This is a genomic window from Ruegeria sp. BHSB196 (assembly GCF_059613135.1).
Map to the genome: position 1 here is coordinate 22,906 of NZ_JBXWRY010000001.1, position 15,451 is coordinate 38,356.

Here is a 15,451-nt window from a genome sequence, read left to right on the forward strand (position 1 = left end):
CGCAACCGTTGACCGGCGGGAGATTCGCTGGTATCTGATTATTGAACAGTTGTTCATTAACGCGGGAGGAAAGCGCAGATGTTCACTGCCACCATGCAATTCGACCTGGGCGAAGACGTGAATGCCCTGCGCGAGATGGTGCATCGCTGGGCCCAGGAGCGCATCAAGCCGATGGCCGCCGAAATCGACAAGTCCAACGCGTTTCCGAACGAGTTGTGGAAAGAGATGGGTGAGTTGGGACTGCTGGGCATCACCGTGCCCGAGGAGTATGGCGGCGCGGGAATGTCCTATCTGGCGCATACGGTTGCGGTCGAAGAGATCGCACGGGCGTCCGCCTCGGTCTCGCTGTCCTATGGCGCGCATTCAAATCTTTGCGTGAACCAGATCAAGCTGAACGGCACCGCAGAACAGAAGCAGAAATACCTGCCACGCCTGATTTCCGGCGAACATGTCGGCGCACTGGCCATGTCCGAGCCTTCGGCCGGGTCCGATGTGGTGTCGATGAAGCTGCGCGCCGAGAAGCGCAATGACCATTACCGGCTGAACGGCAACAAGTACTGGATCACCAACGGGCCGGATGCCGATACGCTTGTCGTATATGCCAAGACGGATCCGGATGCGGGGTCCAAGGGGATCACGGCCTTTCTGATCGAAAAGGAGATGAAGGGATTCTCCACCTCGCCCCATTTTGACAAGCTTGGGATGCGCGGGTCGAATACAGCGGAATTGATCTTCGATGATGTCGAAGTGCCGTTCGAGAACGTTTTGGGTGAAGAAGGCAAGGGCGTCGCGGTGCTGATGTCCGGCCTGGACTATGAACGGGTGGTTCTGGCCGGGATCGGAACGGGCATCATGGCAGCCTGTCTGGACGAGATCATGCCCTATCTGGCCGAGCGCAAGCAGTTCGGCAAACCCATCGGCACCTTCCAGTTGATGCAGGGCAAGATCGCCGACATGTACACCGCGATGAACTCGGCGCGGGCCTACATCTACGAGGTCGCCAAGGCCTGCGACCGTGGCGACGTGACCCGTCAGGACGCGGCTGCATGTTGTCTCTATGCCTCCGAACAGGCGATGTCGCAGGCGCATCAGGCGGTGCAGGCCATGGGGGGCGCAGGGTTTCTGTCCGATGCACCCGTCAGCCGCATCTTCCGCGATGCCAAGCTGATGGAGATCGGCGCGGGCACCAGCGAGATCCGCAGGATGCTGATCGGTCGCGAACTGATGAGCGAGATGCTCTGAAAACGGACGCCCCGCGACCGGGAGGGGCGCGGGGCGCGATGATCGGCGGCGAGGCCGGCCGATACCGGGAGATCAGAAACGGTGCACGTAGGAGAAGCCAACCAGAATCGGGTCGATCTCGGCGGTGCCGATCGGTGCGCCGTTGAGCGTTGCGTCGGAATCGATGTCGAACCAGCGCACATTGAGCCTGACGGCGCCTGCGGCACTGAGTTGGTAATCCACGCCGGCCTGAACTGCCACGCCAAAGGAATCGTCAAGTTCCAGCGTTCCCAGCGACGATTGCTCGTCGAAGAACGTGGTATAGTTCAGACCCACGCCGACATAGGGCGTCCATGCGCTGTTGTTCGCGAAGTGATAGTTCAGCGACAGGGTGGGCGGCAGGTGCTTGACCGAGCCGATATCCCCCAATCCGGCCAGAGAGATGTCGTGCTCGAACGGCGTCGCGGCCAACAGCTCGATCCCCAGATTGTCGCGGATGAAATATTCCACGGTGAAGATGGGGCGGGTATCGGCGTCGATCGTGGCGCTCAGCCCGGCCAGCGTTCCGTTGTCGGATTTCGGGTCGAGATAGCCAACGCCGACACCAACCGTCCAGTCGCCTTGCGACTGCGCAAGGGCCGGAACGGCGAGGGCGGTCAATGCAGTGGTCAGCACCAGGGCGGCGGCTGTCGTTTTCATGGTGACTCCTGTTCTTGTTCAGTGGTTTCACGCGTCGAAGTCAATTCTTTCAGTCGGCGGCAGCCGCACTCTGATCTGGATCAAAACGCCCATCTGGAACAGCGCGTCAGGGTGGCAAGAAGGTTCAGGAAACAGGCACAAGTACATGATAATAGTCAAAATTTAAAAACATCCCGCGGGGCCTATTCATGAGGCGCATACCGGGTTTGCAGGAAACGGGAGGCTGGGACATTCCCGCGCGGCTCAACATGGCGCGGCAATGCCTGTCTCGGCCGGACCAGGAAACGGCGATCATCGATCTTGCAGGTGCCACGCGCACCGAAGTGACCTACGGCGCGTTGCGGCACAAGGTGGATGCGCTGGCCCGCCGCCTTCTGCGCGACGTTGCGCCCGGCGACCAGGTGGGCGTGCTGCTCAGCCAGTCTCCCTGGTGTGCCGCCGCGCACCTGGCGATCTGGAAGATCGGCGCGATCTCGGTGCCTCTGTTCAAGCTCTTCAAGCGGGATGCCCTGCATTCACGCATCGACGATGCCGGGGTCCGGCTAGTCCTTACGGATCCCGAGGGCGCGGCCCAGCTGGGCGATCTGGCCAATGCCCTGATCGCCGCCGAAGCCGGCGAAGCGGGCCAGCAGGTGGCCTTTGCCGATACCGGCCCCGAGGATCCGGCGGTATTGATCTATACCTCGGGCACCACCGGCCGCCCCAAAGGTGCAGTGCACGGCCATCGGGTTTTGACCGGGCATTTGCCGGGCGTTTCGATCAGCCACAACCACCTGCGCGGCGGCGATTGCCTCTGGACGCCGGCCGACTGGGCCTGGATCGGCGGGCTGTTCGACGTGCTGATGCCGGGGCTTGCCCTGGGCATCCCGGTCGTGGCGGCGCGCCTGGACAAGTTTTTGCCGGAGGCTTGCGCCGACGTGATTGCCCGCGGCGGCGTGCGCAACGTGTTCTTCCCGCCGACCGCGTTGCGGATGCTCAAGGCCGCGGATCAGGCGATTCCCGGTCTGCGCTCGGTCGCCTCGGGCGGAGAGCCGCTGGGGGCCGAGATGCTGGCCTGGGGAGAGAAGGCGTTCGGCCTGACCATCAACGAATTCTACGGTCAGACCGAGTGCAACATGGTGGTCTCCTCCTGCGCCGAGGATTTCCCGGTGCGCCCGGGGTGCATCGGCAAGCCGGTGCCCGGTCACGACGTGGCGGTGATCGACCAGGACGGCAACCCCACCGGGGAAGAGGGCGATGTGGCCATCCGGCGCGGTTCGGCCTCGATGCTGCTGGAGTATTGGAACAATCCGCAGGCCACGGCCGAAAAGTTTCGCGGAGACTGGCTGGTCACCGGTGATCGCGGCATCTGGGAGGGCGACTATCTGCGTTTCGTCGGGCGCGAGGATGACGTGATCACCTCGGCCGGGTATCGCATCGGCCCCTCCGAGATCGAGGATTGCCTGCTGACCCACCCGGCGGTGGCGACGGTGGGCGTGGTGGGCAAACCCGACCCGCTGCGGACCGAGATCGTCAAGGCCTACGTGGTGCTGAAACCGGGGGCTGTGGCGTCAGAGACCGAGTTGCAGAGCTGGGTCAAGGACCGGCTGGCGCATTATTCCTACCCGCGCGAAGTGGCTTTCGTGCAAGGATTGCCGATGACCGTAACCGGAAAAGTCATTCGCAAGGACTTGAAACGCCTCGCGTCCGAGGAGGAAAGCCATGGCTGAAAAATCCAGCTTCAGAACGGGTATCGAATTCAGCGCAGCCGTTATTGCCGTGGTCGGCGCCGTCTGGGCAGGCGTGACCTATCTTGAATCGTGGATGCGGCGAACGATTGACGAGGCGGTGGAAGAAAAAGTCGTCGTTATCGAACAACTGCAATTGTCGGATCTGCTCGTCTACTACGACTATCCGGACGATGCCATTGTCGAACTGCGAAAGATCGTCGACAGAATGGCCGGAGTACCTGGGGAGGACAGACGGAAGATCGCGTTTTACGACAACTACCTGGAAGCGATTTCGCAATCCGAGAACACCCTCAAATACGAGCCCGAAATCCGGATGCTCAGAGATGTCTTCAGCACAGAGATGCAGACACACGGGTGGCACGACGAGAAACTGGCCTATGTTTCGATGTTTCTGCCCGAGGCGCGCGCGGAGAAGACCTTTTTTGATGGTCAGGTCATCGGCCGGCTGAACTCTGCGGTGCACCAATATGAGGTTGATGGCGATCTGGAGGGATTGGAAAGCGCATTTCACACCCTTGCACTGGCCTACCTGTGCCGGGGCGATCAGACGAGTGCGCAGGAGTCCATCGACCGCGCAGCCGAGTTTCTGCCGTTCGATTATTTCCTGATAAACCCGTTGATTGGCAGCGAAGAACTCGCTGACGATCCGGCGATCAAGAAGCTGAACGCAGTCTGCCCGAACGATGTTTCCCGCGGTTACGGTGTTCTGCTGCAGAACCTTGCCGGCGGCGAAAACCCAATTCGCGACTTGATAAGAGAGTATTCTGAATGAAGCTGCAATCTTCTGCTCTGCCCTCGTCCCAAGGGTTTCAACAAAACCGCGCCGCCCATCTGGAGGCGCTGGCCCAGGTCGCGGCCGCCGCCGAAGCCGCCCGGATGGGCGGGGGCGAGAAGTCCCGCGCGCGCCACGAGGCCCGCGGCAAGATGCTGCCGCGGCGCCGGGTGGCGAACCTGCTCGATCCCGGTTCGCCGTTCCTCGAAATCGGCGCGACGGCGGCGCATGGCATGTATGACGGTGCCGCCCCCTGCGCCGGCGTCATCGCCGGCATCGGCCGGGTCGAGGGGCAGGAGGTCATGGTGGTCTGCAACGACGCCACGGTGAAGGGCGGCACCTACTACCCGATGACGGTCAAGAAACACCTGCGCGCGCAGGAGATCGCCGAGGAAAACCATCTGCCCTGCATCTATCTGGTGGACAGCGGCGGCGCCAACCTGCCCAACCAGGACGAGGTGTTTCCCGACCGCGACCATTTCGGCCGCATCTTCTACAACCAGGCGCGGATGAGCGCCAAGGGCATTCCGCAGATCGCCGTGGTCATGGGGTCGTGCACAGCCGGCGGCGCCTACGTCCCGGCCATGTCGGATGTCACCATCATCGTCCGAGATCAGGGCACCATCTTTCTCGCCGGTCCGCCACTGGTGAAGGCCGCCACCGGCGAGGTGGTCAGCGCCGAGGATCTGGGCGGCGGCGACGTGCACACGCGGCTTTCCGGCGTGGCGGACTATCTGGCCGAGGATGACGCCCACGCCCTGGCGCTCGCGCGCCGCGCCGTCCGGTCGTTGAACCGGCGCAACCCGCAGACGGTGGACTGGGCCAGCCCCGAAGAGCCCGCCTACGATCCCGAGGAAATCCTCGGCGTCGTTCCCGCCGACCTGCGCACGCCCTATGACATCCGCGAGGTGATCGCGCGGCTGGTGGATGGTTCGCGCTTCGACGAATTCAAACCGCGCTTCGGCGAGACGCTCGTGACCGGCTTCGCCCACGTAAAGGGCTGCCCCGTCGGGATCATCGCCAACAACGGGGTGCTGTTCTCCGAGGCCGCGCAGAAGGGCGCGCATTTCGTCGAACTGTGCAGCCAACGCAAGATCCCGCTGGTCTTCCTGCAGAACATCACCGGCTTCATGGTCGGGCGCAAATACGAGAACGAAGGCATCGCGCGCCACGGAGCCAAGATGGTGACGGCGGTGGCCACGACCTCGGTGCCCAAGATCACCATGCTGGTGGGCGGCTCGTTCGGGGCCGGCAACTACGGAATGGCCGGGCGCGCCTATCAACCGCGCTTCCTGTGGACCTGGCCCAATTCCCGAATCTCGGTGATGGGCGGCGAACAGGCGGCAGGCGTGCTGGCCACGGTCAAGCGCGACGGCATCGAGCGGGCGGGCGGCACCTGGACGGCCGAGGAGGAAGCCGAATTCAAGCGGCCCACGCTGGAAATGTTCGAGCACCAGTCCCACCCGCTCTACGCCTCGGCACGGCTCTGGGACGACGGCATCATCGACCCGCGCAAGAGCCGCGACGTACTGACCCTGTCGCTGAGCGCGACGCTGAACGCGCCCATCCCCGACACCCGCTTCGGCGTGTTCCGGATGTGAGGGCGCATGCTTCATCTTGCTGAAAATACTCCGGGGGTCCGGGGGCAGCGCCCCCGGTCCGACGCGAGACACAAAGGACCAACCCCATGTTCGACAAGATCCTGATAGCCAACCGCGGCGAGATCGCCTGCCGCGTCATGGAAACGGCCCGCAAGATGGGCGTGGCCTGCGTGGCGGTCTATTCGGACGCGGATGCGACCGCACGGCATGTGCAGATGGCCGACGAAGCGGTCCATATCGGCGGCGCGGCGCCGGCCGAAAGCTATCTCAAGGGCGATGCCATCGTCCAGGCGGCATTGGACACGGGGGCCCAGGCCATACACCCCGGTTATGGGTTCCTGTCCGAGAACCCCGATTTCGTCGAGGCAGTGGAGGCAGCGGGTCTGACCTTCATCGGCCCGTCGGCGGATGCGATCCGCAAGATGGGGCTCAAGGACGCGGCCAAGGCATTGATGGAAAAGGCGGGCGTGCCGGTCGTGCCGGGCTATCACGGCGACAACCAGGACCCCGAACACCTGTCGGGCGCTGCGGACGCCATCGGTTATCCGGTCCTGATCAAGGCGGTCGCGGGTGGCGGCGGCAAGGGAATGCGGCTGGTCGAACGGCCGGCGGATTTTGCCGCGGCCCTCGACAGCGCGCGGGGAGAGGCGCGCACGGCCTTCGGCAATGACGCGGTGCTGGTCGAGAAATACGTGGCCAAGCCGCGCCATATCGAGGTGCAGGTCTTTGGCGACGGCACCCATGCCGTCCATCTCTTCGAGCGAGACTGTTCCCTGCAGCGCCGACACCAGAAGGTGATCGAGGAGGCCCCGGCGCCGGGCATGACGCCCGAGATGCGCGAGGCGATGGGCCAGGCGGGCGTGCGCGCCGCCGAGGCGATCGGCTACAGGGGGGCCGGCACGGTCGAGTTCATCGTGGACGCCTCCGAGGGGCTGCGCCCCGACCGGTTCTGGTTCATGGAGATGAACACCCGCCTGCAGGTCGAGCATCCCGTGACCGAGGCGATCACCGGCATCGATCTGGTCGAATGGCAGCTGCGCGTGGCGGCGGGCGAGAGCCTGCCGAAACGGCAGGAGGATCTGGCGATCGACGGGCACGCCTTCGAGGCGCGCCTCTATGCCGAGGACGTGGCAAAAGGGTTCCTGCCCGCCACGGGCACCTTGACGCACCTGTGCTTCCCGCCGGAATGCCGGGCCGACAGCGGCGTGCGCGCCGGCGACACGATCAGCCCCTGGTACGATCCGATGATCGCCAAGATCGTCGTGCACGGACCGACCCGCGCGGTGGCTCTGGCCAGCTTGTCCCGGGCGCTGCGCGGGACGCAGGTTGCGGGCACCGTCACCAATCTGGCCTTTCTGGGCGCGCTGACCCGGCACGAAGGTTTTGCCGCCGGCGATGTGGATACCGGGTTGATCGGCCGCGATCTGGACGGGCTGGCGCAGAGCCCCGTTCCGCAGCCGCGTCACAAGGTGGCCGCGGCGATGGCGGCGCTGGGCCTGGTCGATACGTCCGACCTGGCGGGCTTCACGCTTTGGGCGCCTTTGCATCGGGCCGTGCACCTGTCCTGGCAGGGGGAACCGTTCGATGCCGACGTTCAGGTGGAGGGTCCGGACCGGCAGGTCTGGCAGGTCGAGGGCTCCGAGATCGTGGCGGAACGGCGCGGAGGGCGCTGGCATATTGACGGCTGGCCGATGCCGCCGGCAGCGGTTGCGGGATCGGTGGTCACCGTGTTCGACCGGTTCGGCCTGGCATTCGGGGTCATCGATCCGCTCGACCGCGATTCGCGCGCGGCCGGCGATACGAACGTGATCGACGCGCCCATGCCCGGCCTGGTCAAGGCCGTGTTCGCAGCGCCGGGGCAGCCGGTGAAGGCCGGCGACAGGCTGGCGATTCTCGAGGCGATGAAGATGGAGCATTCGCTGCTGGCGGCGCGGGACGGCCAGGTTGCAGAGGTGCTGGCCCGGGCCGGAGATCAGGTCGAAGCGGGGGCGGCGCTGGTGCGGCTCGAGGAAGATGGCGCCTGACGCCGCGCTTCTGGCCGGTTGCGGGATTTGTTGGGTATTTTTGACCAGAAAGAAGCAGGAGACACACCCATGGGAGAGCGCGTCGAAATCTTCGAGGTCGGGCCGCGGGACGGTTTGCAGAACGAGAAACGCGCGATACCGGTTTCCGAAAAGGTGGCGCTGGTCGACTGCCTGAGCCGCGCCGGATTCAACCGGATCGAGGTGGCGAGCTTCGTGTCTCCGAAATGGGTGCCGCAGATGGCCGGGTCGGCCGAGGTTCTGGCGGGGATCCGGCGCGTCGAAGGCATCCGCTATGCGGCGCTGACGCCGAACATGCGCGGCTATGAGGACGCGCTGGCGGCCGGCGCCGACGAGATCGCGGTCTTCGCGTCGGCCTCCGAAGGGTTTTCGAAGGCCAACATCAACGCCACGATCGAGGAGAGCATTGCGCGTTTCGTGCCGATTCTCGAGGCCGCGCGGCATATCGACCTGCCGGTGCGGGGCTATGTTTCCTGCGTCACCGACTGCCCCTATGACGGGCCCACGCCGCCCGACAAGGTGGCCGACGTGGCCGACCGGCTGTTTTCGTTGGGCTGTTACGAGATTTCCCTCGGCGATACCATCGGTCAGGGCACGCCGGATTCCATCGCGCGGATGCTTCTGGCGGTGCGCGAGAGAGTGCCGGTGACGCGGCTGGCGGGCCATTATCATGACACGGCCGGGCGTGCGCTGGACAATATCGACGCGTCGCTGGCGCTGGGGGTGCGGGTTTTCGATGCGGCCGTCGGCGGACTGGGCGGGTGTCCCTATGCGCCCGGCGCGGCCGGAAACGTGGCCACCGAAGCGGTGGCGGCGCATCTGGAGCGGCTCGGCTATGAAACGGGGCTCGATGCAGCGGTTCTGGAAGAGGCGGCGGACCTGGCCCGCGGGATGCGGACGGATGAGGGGTAACTCATGTTTGAAACGATTGCACTGGAAACCGATGCGCGGGGCGTGGCCACGCTGACGCTTGACCGCCCGGACAAGCACAATGCCATGTCGGCACGGATGCTGCAGGACCTGAGTGAAGCGGCGCGACGCCTGGCGGCGGATGACCGGGTCCGCGTGGTGGTACTGACCGGGGCGGGCAAGAGCTTTTGCGCCGGCGGCGATCTGGGCTGGATGCAGGATCAGATGGCGGCGGATCCCGCGACCCGGTTTTCAGAGGCCCGCAAACTGGCGGAGATGCTGCAGGCGCTCAATAGCTTACCGAAACCCGTGATCGGCGCCCTGCAGGGCAACGCCTTCGGCGGCGGCGTGGGCATGGCCGCCGTCTGCGATGTCGCCATCGGCGTCGACAGTTTGAAGATGGGCCTGACGGAAACCCGCCTGGGACTGATCCCGGCGACCATCGGACCCTATGTGATCGCCCGGATGGGCGAGGCCCGCGCGCGGCGCGTCTTCATGTCGGGCCGTCTGTTCGGCGCGGCCGAAGCGGTGGAGCTTGGGCTGCTGGCCAGGGCGGTTCCGGCCGAGCGGTTGACCGAGGCCACCGAGGCCGAGATCGAACCCTACCTCTCCTGCGCGCCGGGTGCGGTGGCTGCGGCAAAGGCGCTGGTCCGCGGGCTTGGTCCGACGGTGGATGACGCCGTGATCGACCAGACGATCCAGGCGCTGGTGGACCGATGGGAAACCGAAGAGGCGCGCGAGGGGATCGCCGCGTTTTTCGACCGGAGGCCCGCGTCTTTCGCCGCCAAGAAGTCCAAATAGCGCCGATCGGAGGGCGGTGGGCGGAGGGTGCCACGCGCATGTGACAGGCGCCCCTGTTATCGGTTATCCTGGGGTTTTCGTGTCCTCGCCCGGGAGAAGCCGATGTCCATCACCCCCAACCACATGTCGATCGTCGTGCGCGAGGTCGAGCCTGCAAAAGCCTTTCTTGCCTTGCTGGGGTTCGAGGAGGTTGAGACCAAGATCATTTCCGGACCGGTCATGGAGGAATATCTGGGTGTTCCCGGCATCGAGGCCGAACACGTCACCATGGTTCTGAAAGGTGCGGACCCGTATTTCGACATTCAGTTGCTCAGATATCGGACTCCGAAATCACCGGAGAACGCGCATATCCGCGATCTGTCGGCGGTCGGCTTCAATCACTTTGCCTTTGCGGTTGACGATCTGGATTCAACGCTTGCGCGGCTCGAGAAGGGCGGCGTGAAGATGCGCAACAAGGTCATGGAGTTTCGCAGCTACCGAATGGCGTTCGTCTGGGGGCCGGAGGGGCTTACCTTCGAACTGGTGGAGCATCTGGACGGCTCCGGACGATAACGGCGATTGCCGGTGGATTTTCGTTCGTCGGCGGGGCAAAGGCGACCGGACCCGGGGGCGACGAAACGGTAGCCGGAGGTGGTCGAATTGCGGGTTTCCGCGGCCGGGGGCGTGCATCGCGAATTCCCCATGACATTTGCCGGATCGCCCCCGCGCAAATGGTCGCGCTCGGTTGACCCCCTGACCGCGCAGGGATAGAGAATGTCCAGTCAACTCGCCAATTGACGGCGTGTCCCGGGTCGGACGCGCAGGAAAGGAGCCACTCGTGGAAGAGCTGTTGCGGGAATACCTCCCGATCCTGGTGTTTCTGGCCGTTGCCGTCGGCCTTGGACTCGTCCTGATTCTGGCCGCTGTCGTTCTGGCCGTCCGCAACCCCGACCCCGAAAAGGTCAGCGCCTATGAATGCGGTTTCAACGCCTTCGACGACGCGCGGATGAAGTTCGACGTGCGGTTCTATCTGGTCTCGATCCTGTTCATCATCTTCGACCTGGAAATCGCCATGCTGTTTCCCTGGGCCGTCGCGTTCCGGGACGTCAGCGACGTGGGATTCTGGTCGATGATGGCGTTTCTGGCGGTTCTGACCATCGGCTTTGCCTATGAATGGAAGAAGGGGGCCATGGAATGGGAGTGATGACCGGAGCCAACACCGCCGGAGCGGACAAGGAGGCCGCCACCAAGGCCCTTAATGCCGAGTTGCAGGACAAGGGCTTTCTGCTCACTTCGACCGAGGACATCATCAACTGGGCCCGCACCGGCTCGCTGCACTGGATGACCTTCGGTCTGGCCTGCTGCGCGGTCGAGATGATGCACACCTCGATGCCGCGCTATGACGCGGAACGGTTCGGAATCGCCCCGCGCGCCTCTCCGCGCCAATCCGACGTGATGATCGTGGCCGGAACGCTCACCAACAAGATGGCCCCCGCGCTGCGCAAGGTCTACGACCAGATGCCCGAGCCGCGCTATGTGGTTTCGATGGGTTCCTGCGCAAATGGCGGCGGATACTACCATTATTCCTACTCGGTGGTGCGGGGATGCGACCGGATCGTTCCGGTTGACATCTACGTGCCGGGCTGCCCGCCGACGGCCGAGGCGCTGCTCTATGGCCTGCTGCAGTTGCAGCGCAAGATCCGCCGCACAGGGACGATCGTACGATGACCGTCGTCCGCCGCTGGGAAGCAAAAGTGGCCCGGGCCGATCTTGGTGACTGGGTTGCCACCTATCGCGAGAGGGTTCTGCCTGACGTGCGCGAGATCGATGGATTCGAGAGCGTGACCTTTCTGGCCGGGCGCGAAGGCGATCCTGCGCCGGTGACGGTGCTCATGCGCTGGCGCGACATGGACGCGATCAAGAGCTTTGCCGGGAAAGACCCGGCCAAGACCGTGCTGCCGGATTTCATGGCGCGATTCCTGCCAGAGTACGATGAGCGCGCCACCTTCCACGACGAATTGCTTCTGGAGACCAAGGCATGACCGAAGCCCTGAGCGAACTCGGCGCACATATCGAGCTCAAGCGTCCCGATTGCGTCCTGGCCTGGGATGTGAGCGTCGGTGAGTTGAACGTGGATGTCGCGCCGTCCAGCCTTGTGGACTTCGTCGAATTCCTCAAGGCCGATCCCAACTGCAAGTTCTCAACGCTTGTGGACATCACCGCGGTGGACTACCCCGAGCGGGCCAAGCGGTTCGACGTGGTCTATCATTTCCTGTCGATGTATCAGAACCAGCGCATTCGGCTGCGGGTGTCGATCCGCGAGGAAGACATGGTACCGTCGATCGTGGACGTACACCCCTCGGCCAACTGGTTCGAGCGGGAAGTGTTCGACATGTTCGGGATCCTGTTTTCCGGCCATCCCGATCTGCGGCGCATCCTGACCGATTACGGATTTCGCGGCTATCCGCTGCGCAAGGACTTCCCGACCACCGGCTATACCGAGGTGCGCTATGACGAGGCGCAAAAACGGGTCGTCTATGAACCGGTTTCTCTGGTTCAGGAGTACCGTCAATTCGATTTCATGAGCCCGTGGGAAGGGGCGACCTATATTCTGCCGGGAGACGAAAAGCAGGAGAAAACGTGATGGGTGGCATCTGGTGGCTGGTCCTTTCTGCCCTGACCATCATCCCGATGGTCAAGCTGCTTCCGTTCTTCGGGATCAACAAGTACTGGGCCCTGGCCTGTCTGGTCCCGTTCGGAACCATCGCCCTGTTGTGGTGGATGGGGATCAAATTGCAGGAATTGGAGCGGCGCTGACATGCTGGCGGTGGTAGGTGAATTGATGGTCGTCGCTGCGTTTGGGGTGCTGCTTGCAACAGTCGCGGCAAGACCGGCCCGGGCCAAACGGGTACGCGCCCTTGCCAAGCGCGGAAAGAACATGCGGGGCCGGCATTGAGTCCGACCCGGAACTCCGGCTCCGGCCGGATGCGGACCGATTGACTATGCCGGGCCTTGCGCCCGGACAGGAGAGACAGGATGATGGACGGCTCGAGATATGACGACGGCAGCACCGACGCGCTGATCGGCGAGCAGAAGATCCGCAATTTCAACATCAACTTCGGCCCGCAACACCCTGCGGCACATGGCGTTTTGCGGTTGGTGCTCGAACTGGACGGCGAGATCGTCGAGCGCTGCGACCCGCATATCGGGTTGCTGCACCGTGGCACCGAAAAGCTCATGGAAAGCCGGACCTATCTGCAGAACCTGCCGTATTTCGACCGGCTGGACTATGTGGCGCCGATGAACCAGGAGCACGCCTGGTGCCTGGCCATCGAAAGGCTGACCGGGGTCGAGGTGCCGCGCCGGGCCTCGCTGATCCGGGTTCTGTATTCCGAGATCGGCCGCATTCTGAACCACCTGCTGAACGTGACCACGCAGGCCATGGACGTGGGCGCGCTGACCCCGCCCTTGTGGGGCTTTGAAGAGCGCGAAAAGCTGATGGTGTTCTACGAGCGCGCCTGTGGCGCCCGCCTGCACGCGGCGTATTTCCGCCCCGGCGGCGTGCATCAGGATCTGCCGCCGGAACTGCTGGACGACATCGAGGCCTGGAGCCACGAATTCCCCGACGTGCTGGACGACATCGACGGTCTGCTGACGGAAAACCGCATCTTCAAGCAGCGCAACTGCGATATCGGTGTCGTCACCGAGGACGACATTCAGAAATACGGCTTTTCCGGCGTCATGGTGCGGGGCTCGGGGCTGGCGTGGGACTTGCGCCGTGCGCAGCCCTATGAATGCTATGACGAGTTCGAGTTCCAGATCCCCATCGGCAAGAACGGCGACTGCTACGACCGTTATCTGGTCCGGATGGAAGAGATGCGCCAGTCGATCTCGATCATCCGTCAGGCCATCGCCAAGCTGCGCGAAACGCCGGGAGACATCCTGGCGCGCGGCAAGATCACCCCGCCCAGCCGGACGGACATGAAAACGTCGATGGAGGCGTTGATCCATCACTTCAAGCTGTACACCGAAGGGTTCCACGTGCCGGCGGGCGAGGTCTATGCCGCCGTCGAGGCGCCCAAGGGCGAGTTCGGCGTCTATCTGGTTGCCGACGGCACCAACAAACCCTACCGCGCCAAGCTGCGCGCGCCCGGCTATCTGCACCTGCAAGCCATGGATCACGTCGCCAAGGGCCACCAACTGGCCGACGTGGCCGCCATCATTGGCACCATGGATGTCGTTTTTGGAGAGATCGACCGCTAATGCTCCGCCGTCTGCATCCCGAACAACCCGAAAGCTTCGCCTTCACCGCTGCCAACCAGCAATGGGCCGAGGCGCAGATCACCAAATACCCCGAGGGCCGTCAGGCCAGCGCCATCATCCCTCTGCTCTGGCGGGCGCAGGAGCAGGAAGGGTGGCTGACCCGGCCTGCCATCGAGTACGTGGCCGACATGCTGAACATGGCCTATATCCGGGCGCTGGAAGTCGCCTCGTTCTACTTCATGTTTCAGCTGCAACCGGTCGGGTCCGTGGCGCATATTCAGGTTTGCGGCACCACCTCCTGCATGATCTGCGGGGCCGAGGATCTGATCGCGGTGTGCAAGGAAAAGATCGCCGCGAAACCGCATGAACTGTCCGCCGATGGCAAGTTGTCCTGGGAAGAGGTGGAATGCCTCGGATCCTGCGCCAATGCGCCGATGGCCCAGATCGGCAAGGATTACTACGAGGATCTGACGGCGGACAGCTTTGCCCGGATCATCGACGATCTGGCTGCGGGAAAGGTGCCGGTGCCAGGCCCGCAGAACGGCCGATACGGGGCCGAACCGCTCAAGGGACTCACCAGCCTGACCGAGTACGAAAGCGGCCGGACCCAGTACAATGCCAGCGTTCAATTGGCGACCGACATCGGCGATACCGTCAAGCGCATCGACGGGACCGAGGTACCCTTGCTGACGCCATGGCTCGGCACGGACGGCAAGGCCGGCGGCGCGGCGGCCAGGGCGCAGCCCCCCAAAGCGCCGGCGACCCCGAAGCCCGCCGTCAAGCAGGCCGCCGAGGTCAAGAAGGCCGCTGTCGCCGAGCCGTCCTCGCCCGAAGGTGCGGCGGCCAGGGCAACCGAAGACGCCAAGCCCGAAACGCTGTCCGAAGCGCGCGGGGGTAAGGCCGACGACCTCAAGCTGCTCAAGGGTGTGGGGCCGAAGCTGGAGCAGACGCTCAACGATCTGGGCTTTTTCCACTTCGACCAGATCGCGGCCTGGACGCCGGAACAGGTGGCCTGGGTCGATGCGCGGCTGAAGTTCAAGGGCCGGATCGAGCGGGATGGCTGGATCGAGCAGGCGGCCAGACTGGCCAAAGGCGAAGAAACCGAATTCGCCAAGCGCGCCAAAAAGGACGGTTTGTACGACGAATAGGCGTCGGGATGTGATGCGAGTGGCGCCCGTACGGGCGTCGGGATGAAACGAAAGCGATGGACACGGAAAAGGAACGCGCCATAGCCCGCAAGGGCCGACATATCGGCCTGGTCATCGCCGTGACGATGATCGGGTGGCTTGCGCTGTCGCTGTTCATCGGCCCGGCGCTGAACCTGCCGGACCGCTATGCGTTTCTTTTCGATTTCGCCGCTCTGGCCGGCCTCATCTATGCGGTCGTCAACATATTTCAACTCTGGCGCATGCGTCAGGACAGCCAAAGGTAATC

17 protein-coding genes are annotated in these 15,451 nt (G+C 64.0%); 16 read left to right on the top strand and 1 reads right to left on the bottom strand.

The genetic code is table 11. The features are described 5' to 3' along the window. Window positions 1–78 precede the first annotated feature (78 nt). Window positions 79–1,242 (top strand): isovaleryl-CoA dehydrogenase, encoded by a 1,164-nt coding sequence (locus AC2FNJ_RS00105; protein WP_496761547.1) that lies wholly within the window; start codon window positions 79–81, stop codon window positions 1,240–1,242. Between the two features lie 72 nt (window positions 1,243–1,314). On the opposite strand, the gene AC2FNJ_RS00110 is transcribed toward AC2FNJ_RS00105, so the two are convergent. Beyond that, window positions 1,315–1,920: an OmpW/AlkL family protein gene (locus tag AC2FNJ_RS00110; protein ID WP_496761548.1), complete on the bottom strand. Its 606-nt coding sequence runs from the start codon at window positions 1,918–1,920 to the stop codon at window positions 1,315–1,317. Between the two features lie 188 nt (window positions 1,921–2,108). Here AC2FNJ_RS00110 and AC2FNJ_RS00115 point away from each other — a divergent pair, with 188 nt between their 5' ends. The 15 genes from AC2FNJ_RS00115 (at window position 2,109) to AC2FNJ_RS00185 (ending at window position 15,449) form a co-directional block, all read left to right on the top strand. Continuing rightward, window positions 2,109–3,629 (top strand): AMP-binding protein, encoded by a 1,521-nt coding sequence (locus AC2FNJ_RS00115; protein ID WP_496761549.1) that lies wholly within the window; start codon window positions 2,109–2,111, stop codon window positions 3,627–3,629. Then, entirely contained in the window at window positions 3,622–4,422 is an 801-nt protein-coding gene (locus tag AC2FNJ_RS00120) for a hypothetical protein (RefSeq protein ID WP_496761550.1), read from the top strand. The genes AC2FNJ_RS00115 and AC2FNJ_RS00120 overlap by 8 nt, the downstream gene beginning before the upstream one ends. After that, complete coding sequence (locus AC2FNJ_RS00125; RefSeq protein WP_496761551.1) at window positions 4,419–6,023, top strand: carboxyl transferase domain-containing protein; 1,605 nt, start codon at window positions 4,419–4,421, stop codon at window positions 6,021–6,023. The genes AC2FNJ_RS00120 and AC2FNJ_RS00125 overlap by 4 nt, the downstream gene beginning before the upstream one ends. Window positions 6,024–6,109: 86 nt before the next feature. After that, window positions 6,110–8,047: an acetyl/propionyl/methylcrotonyl-CoA carboxylase subunit alpha gene (locus tag AC2FNJ_RS00130; protein ID WP_496761552.1), complete on the top strand. Its 1,938-nt coding sequence runs from the start codon at window positions 6,110–6,112 to the stop codon at window positions 8,045–8,047. Between the two features lie 69 nt (window positions 8,048–8,116). After that, window positions 8,117–8,977: a hydroxymethylglutaryl-CoA lyase gene (locus AC2FNJ_RS00135; protein WP_496761553.1), complete on the top strand. Its 861-nt coding sequence runs from the start codon at window positions 8,117–8,119 to the stop codon at window positions 8,975–8,977. Between the two features lie 3 nt (window positions 8,978–8,980). Beyond that, on the top strand, window positions 8,981–9,775 hold the full coding sequence (locus AC2FNJ_RS00140) for a crotonase/enoyl-CoA hydratase family protein (RefSeq protein ID WP_496761554.1): 795 nt from the start codon (window positions 8,981–8,983) through the stop codon (window positions 9,773–9,775). A gap of 102 nt (window positions 9,776–9,877) precedes the next feature. Continuing rightward, window positions 9,878–10,327, top strand: a complete 450-nt coding sequence (locus tag AC2FNJ_RS00145) for a VOC family protein (RefSeq protein WP_496761555.1) — start codon at window positions 9,878–9,880, stop codon at window positions 10,325–10,327. A 265-nt stretch (window positions 10,328–10,592) separates the two neighbouring features. After that, on the top strand, window positions 10,593–10,958 hold the full coding sequence (locus tag AC2FNJ_RS00150) for an NADH-quinone oxidoreductase subunit A (RefSeq protein ID WP_496761556.1): 366 nt from the start codon (window positions 10,593–10,595) through the stop codon (window positions 10,956–10,958). Beyond that, window positions 10,949–11,482 carry a NuoB/complex I 20 kDa subunit family protein gene (locus AC2FNJ_RS00155; RefSeq protein WP_496761557.1) on the top strand — a complete coding sequence of 178 codons (534 nt, stop codon included), beginning with the start codon at window positions 10,949–10,951 and terminating at the stop codon, window positions 11,480–11,482. The genes AC2FNJ_RS00150 and AC2FNJ_RS00155 overlap by 10 nt, the downstream gene beginning before the upstream one ends. After that, window positions 11,479–11,796 (top strand): hypothetical protein, encoded by a 318-nt coding sequence (locus AC2FNJ_RS00160; RefSeq protein ID WP_496761558.1) that lies wholly within the window; start codon window positions 11,479–11,481, stop codon window positions 11,794–11,796. Before AC2FNJ_RS00155 ends, AC2FNJ_RS00160 begins: the two co-directional genes overlap by 4 nt. Beyond that, the gene (locus tag AC2FNJ_RS00165) at window positions 11,793–12,398 is read left to right on the top strand and encodes an NADH-quinone oxidoreductase subunit C (RefSeq protein WP_496761559.1); all 606 of its coding nucleotides are present in this window, start codon (window positions 11,793–11,795) and stop codon (window positions 12,396–12,398) included. Before AC2FNJ_RS00160 ends, AC2FNJ_RS00165 begins: the two co-directional genes overlap by 4 nt. Continuing rightward, window positions 12,398–12,571, top strand: a complete 174-nt coding sequence (locus AC2FNJ_RS00170) for a hypothetical protein (RefSeq protein ID WP_496761560.1) — start codon at window positions 12,398–12,400, stop codon at window positions 12,569–12,571. The genes AC2FNJ_RS00165 and AC2FNJ_RS00170 overlap by 1 nt, the downstream gene beginning before the upstream one ends. 222 nt (window positions 12,572–12,793) lie before the next feature. Further along, window positions 12,794–14,017, top strand: a complete 1,224-nt coding sequence (locus AC2FNJ_RS00175) for an NADH-quinone oxidoreductase subunit D (RefSeq protein ID WP_496761862.1) — start codon at window positions 12,794–12,796, stop codon at window positions 14,015–14,017. Continuing rightward, window positions 14,017–15,165 carry an NADH-quinone oxidoreductase subunit E gene (locus tag AC2FNJ_RS00180; RefSeq protein WP_496761561.1) on the top strand — a complete coding sequence of 383 codons (1,149 nt, stop codon included), beginning with the start codon at window positions 14,017–14,019 and terminating at the stop codon, window positions 15,163–15,165. The genes AC2FNJ_RS00175 and AC2FNJ_RS00180 overlap by 1 nt, the downstream gene beginning before the upstream one ends. A 56-nt stretch (window positions 15,166–15,221) precedes the next feature. Further along, complete coding sequence (locus AC2FNJ_RS00185) at window positions 15,222–15,449, top strand: DUF5337 domain-containing protein (RefSeq protein ID WP_496761562.1); 228 nt, start codon at window positions 15,222–15,224, stop codon at window positions 15,447–15,449. Window positions 15,450–15,451 lie beyond the last annotated feature (2 nt).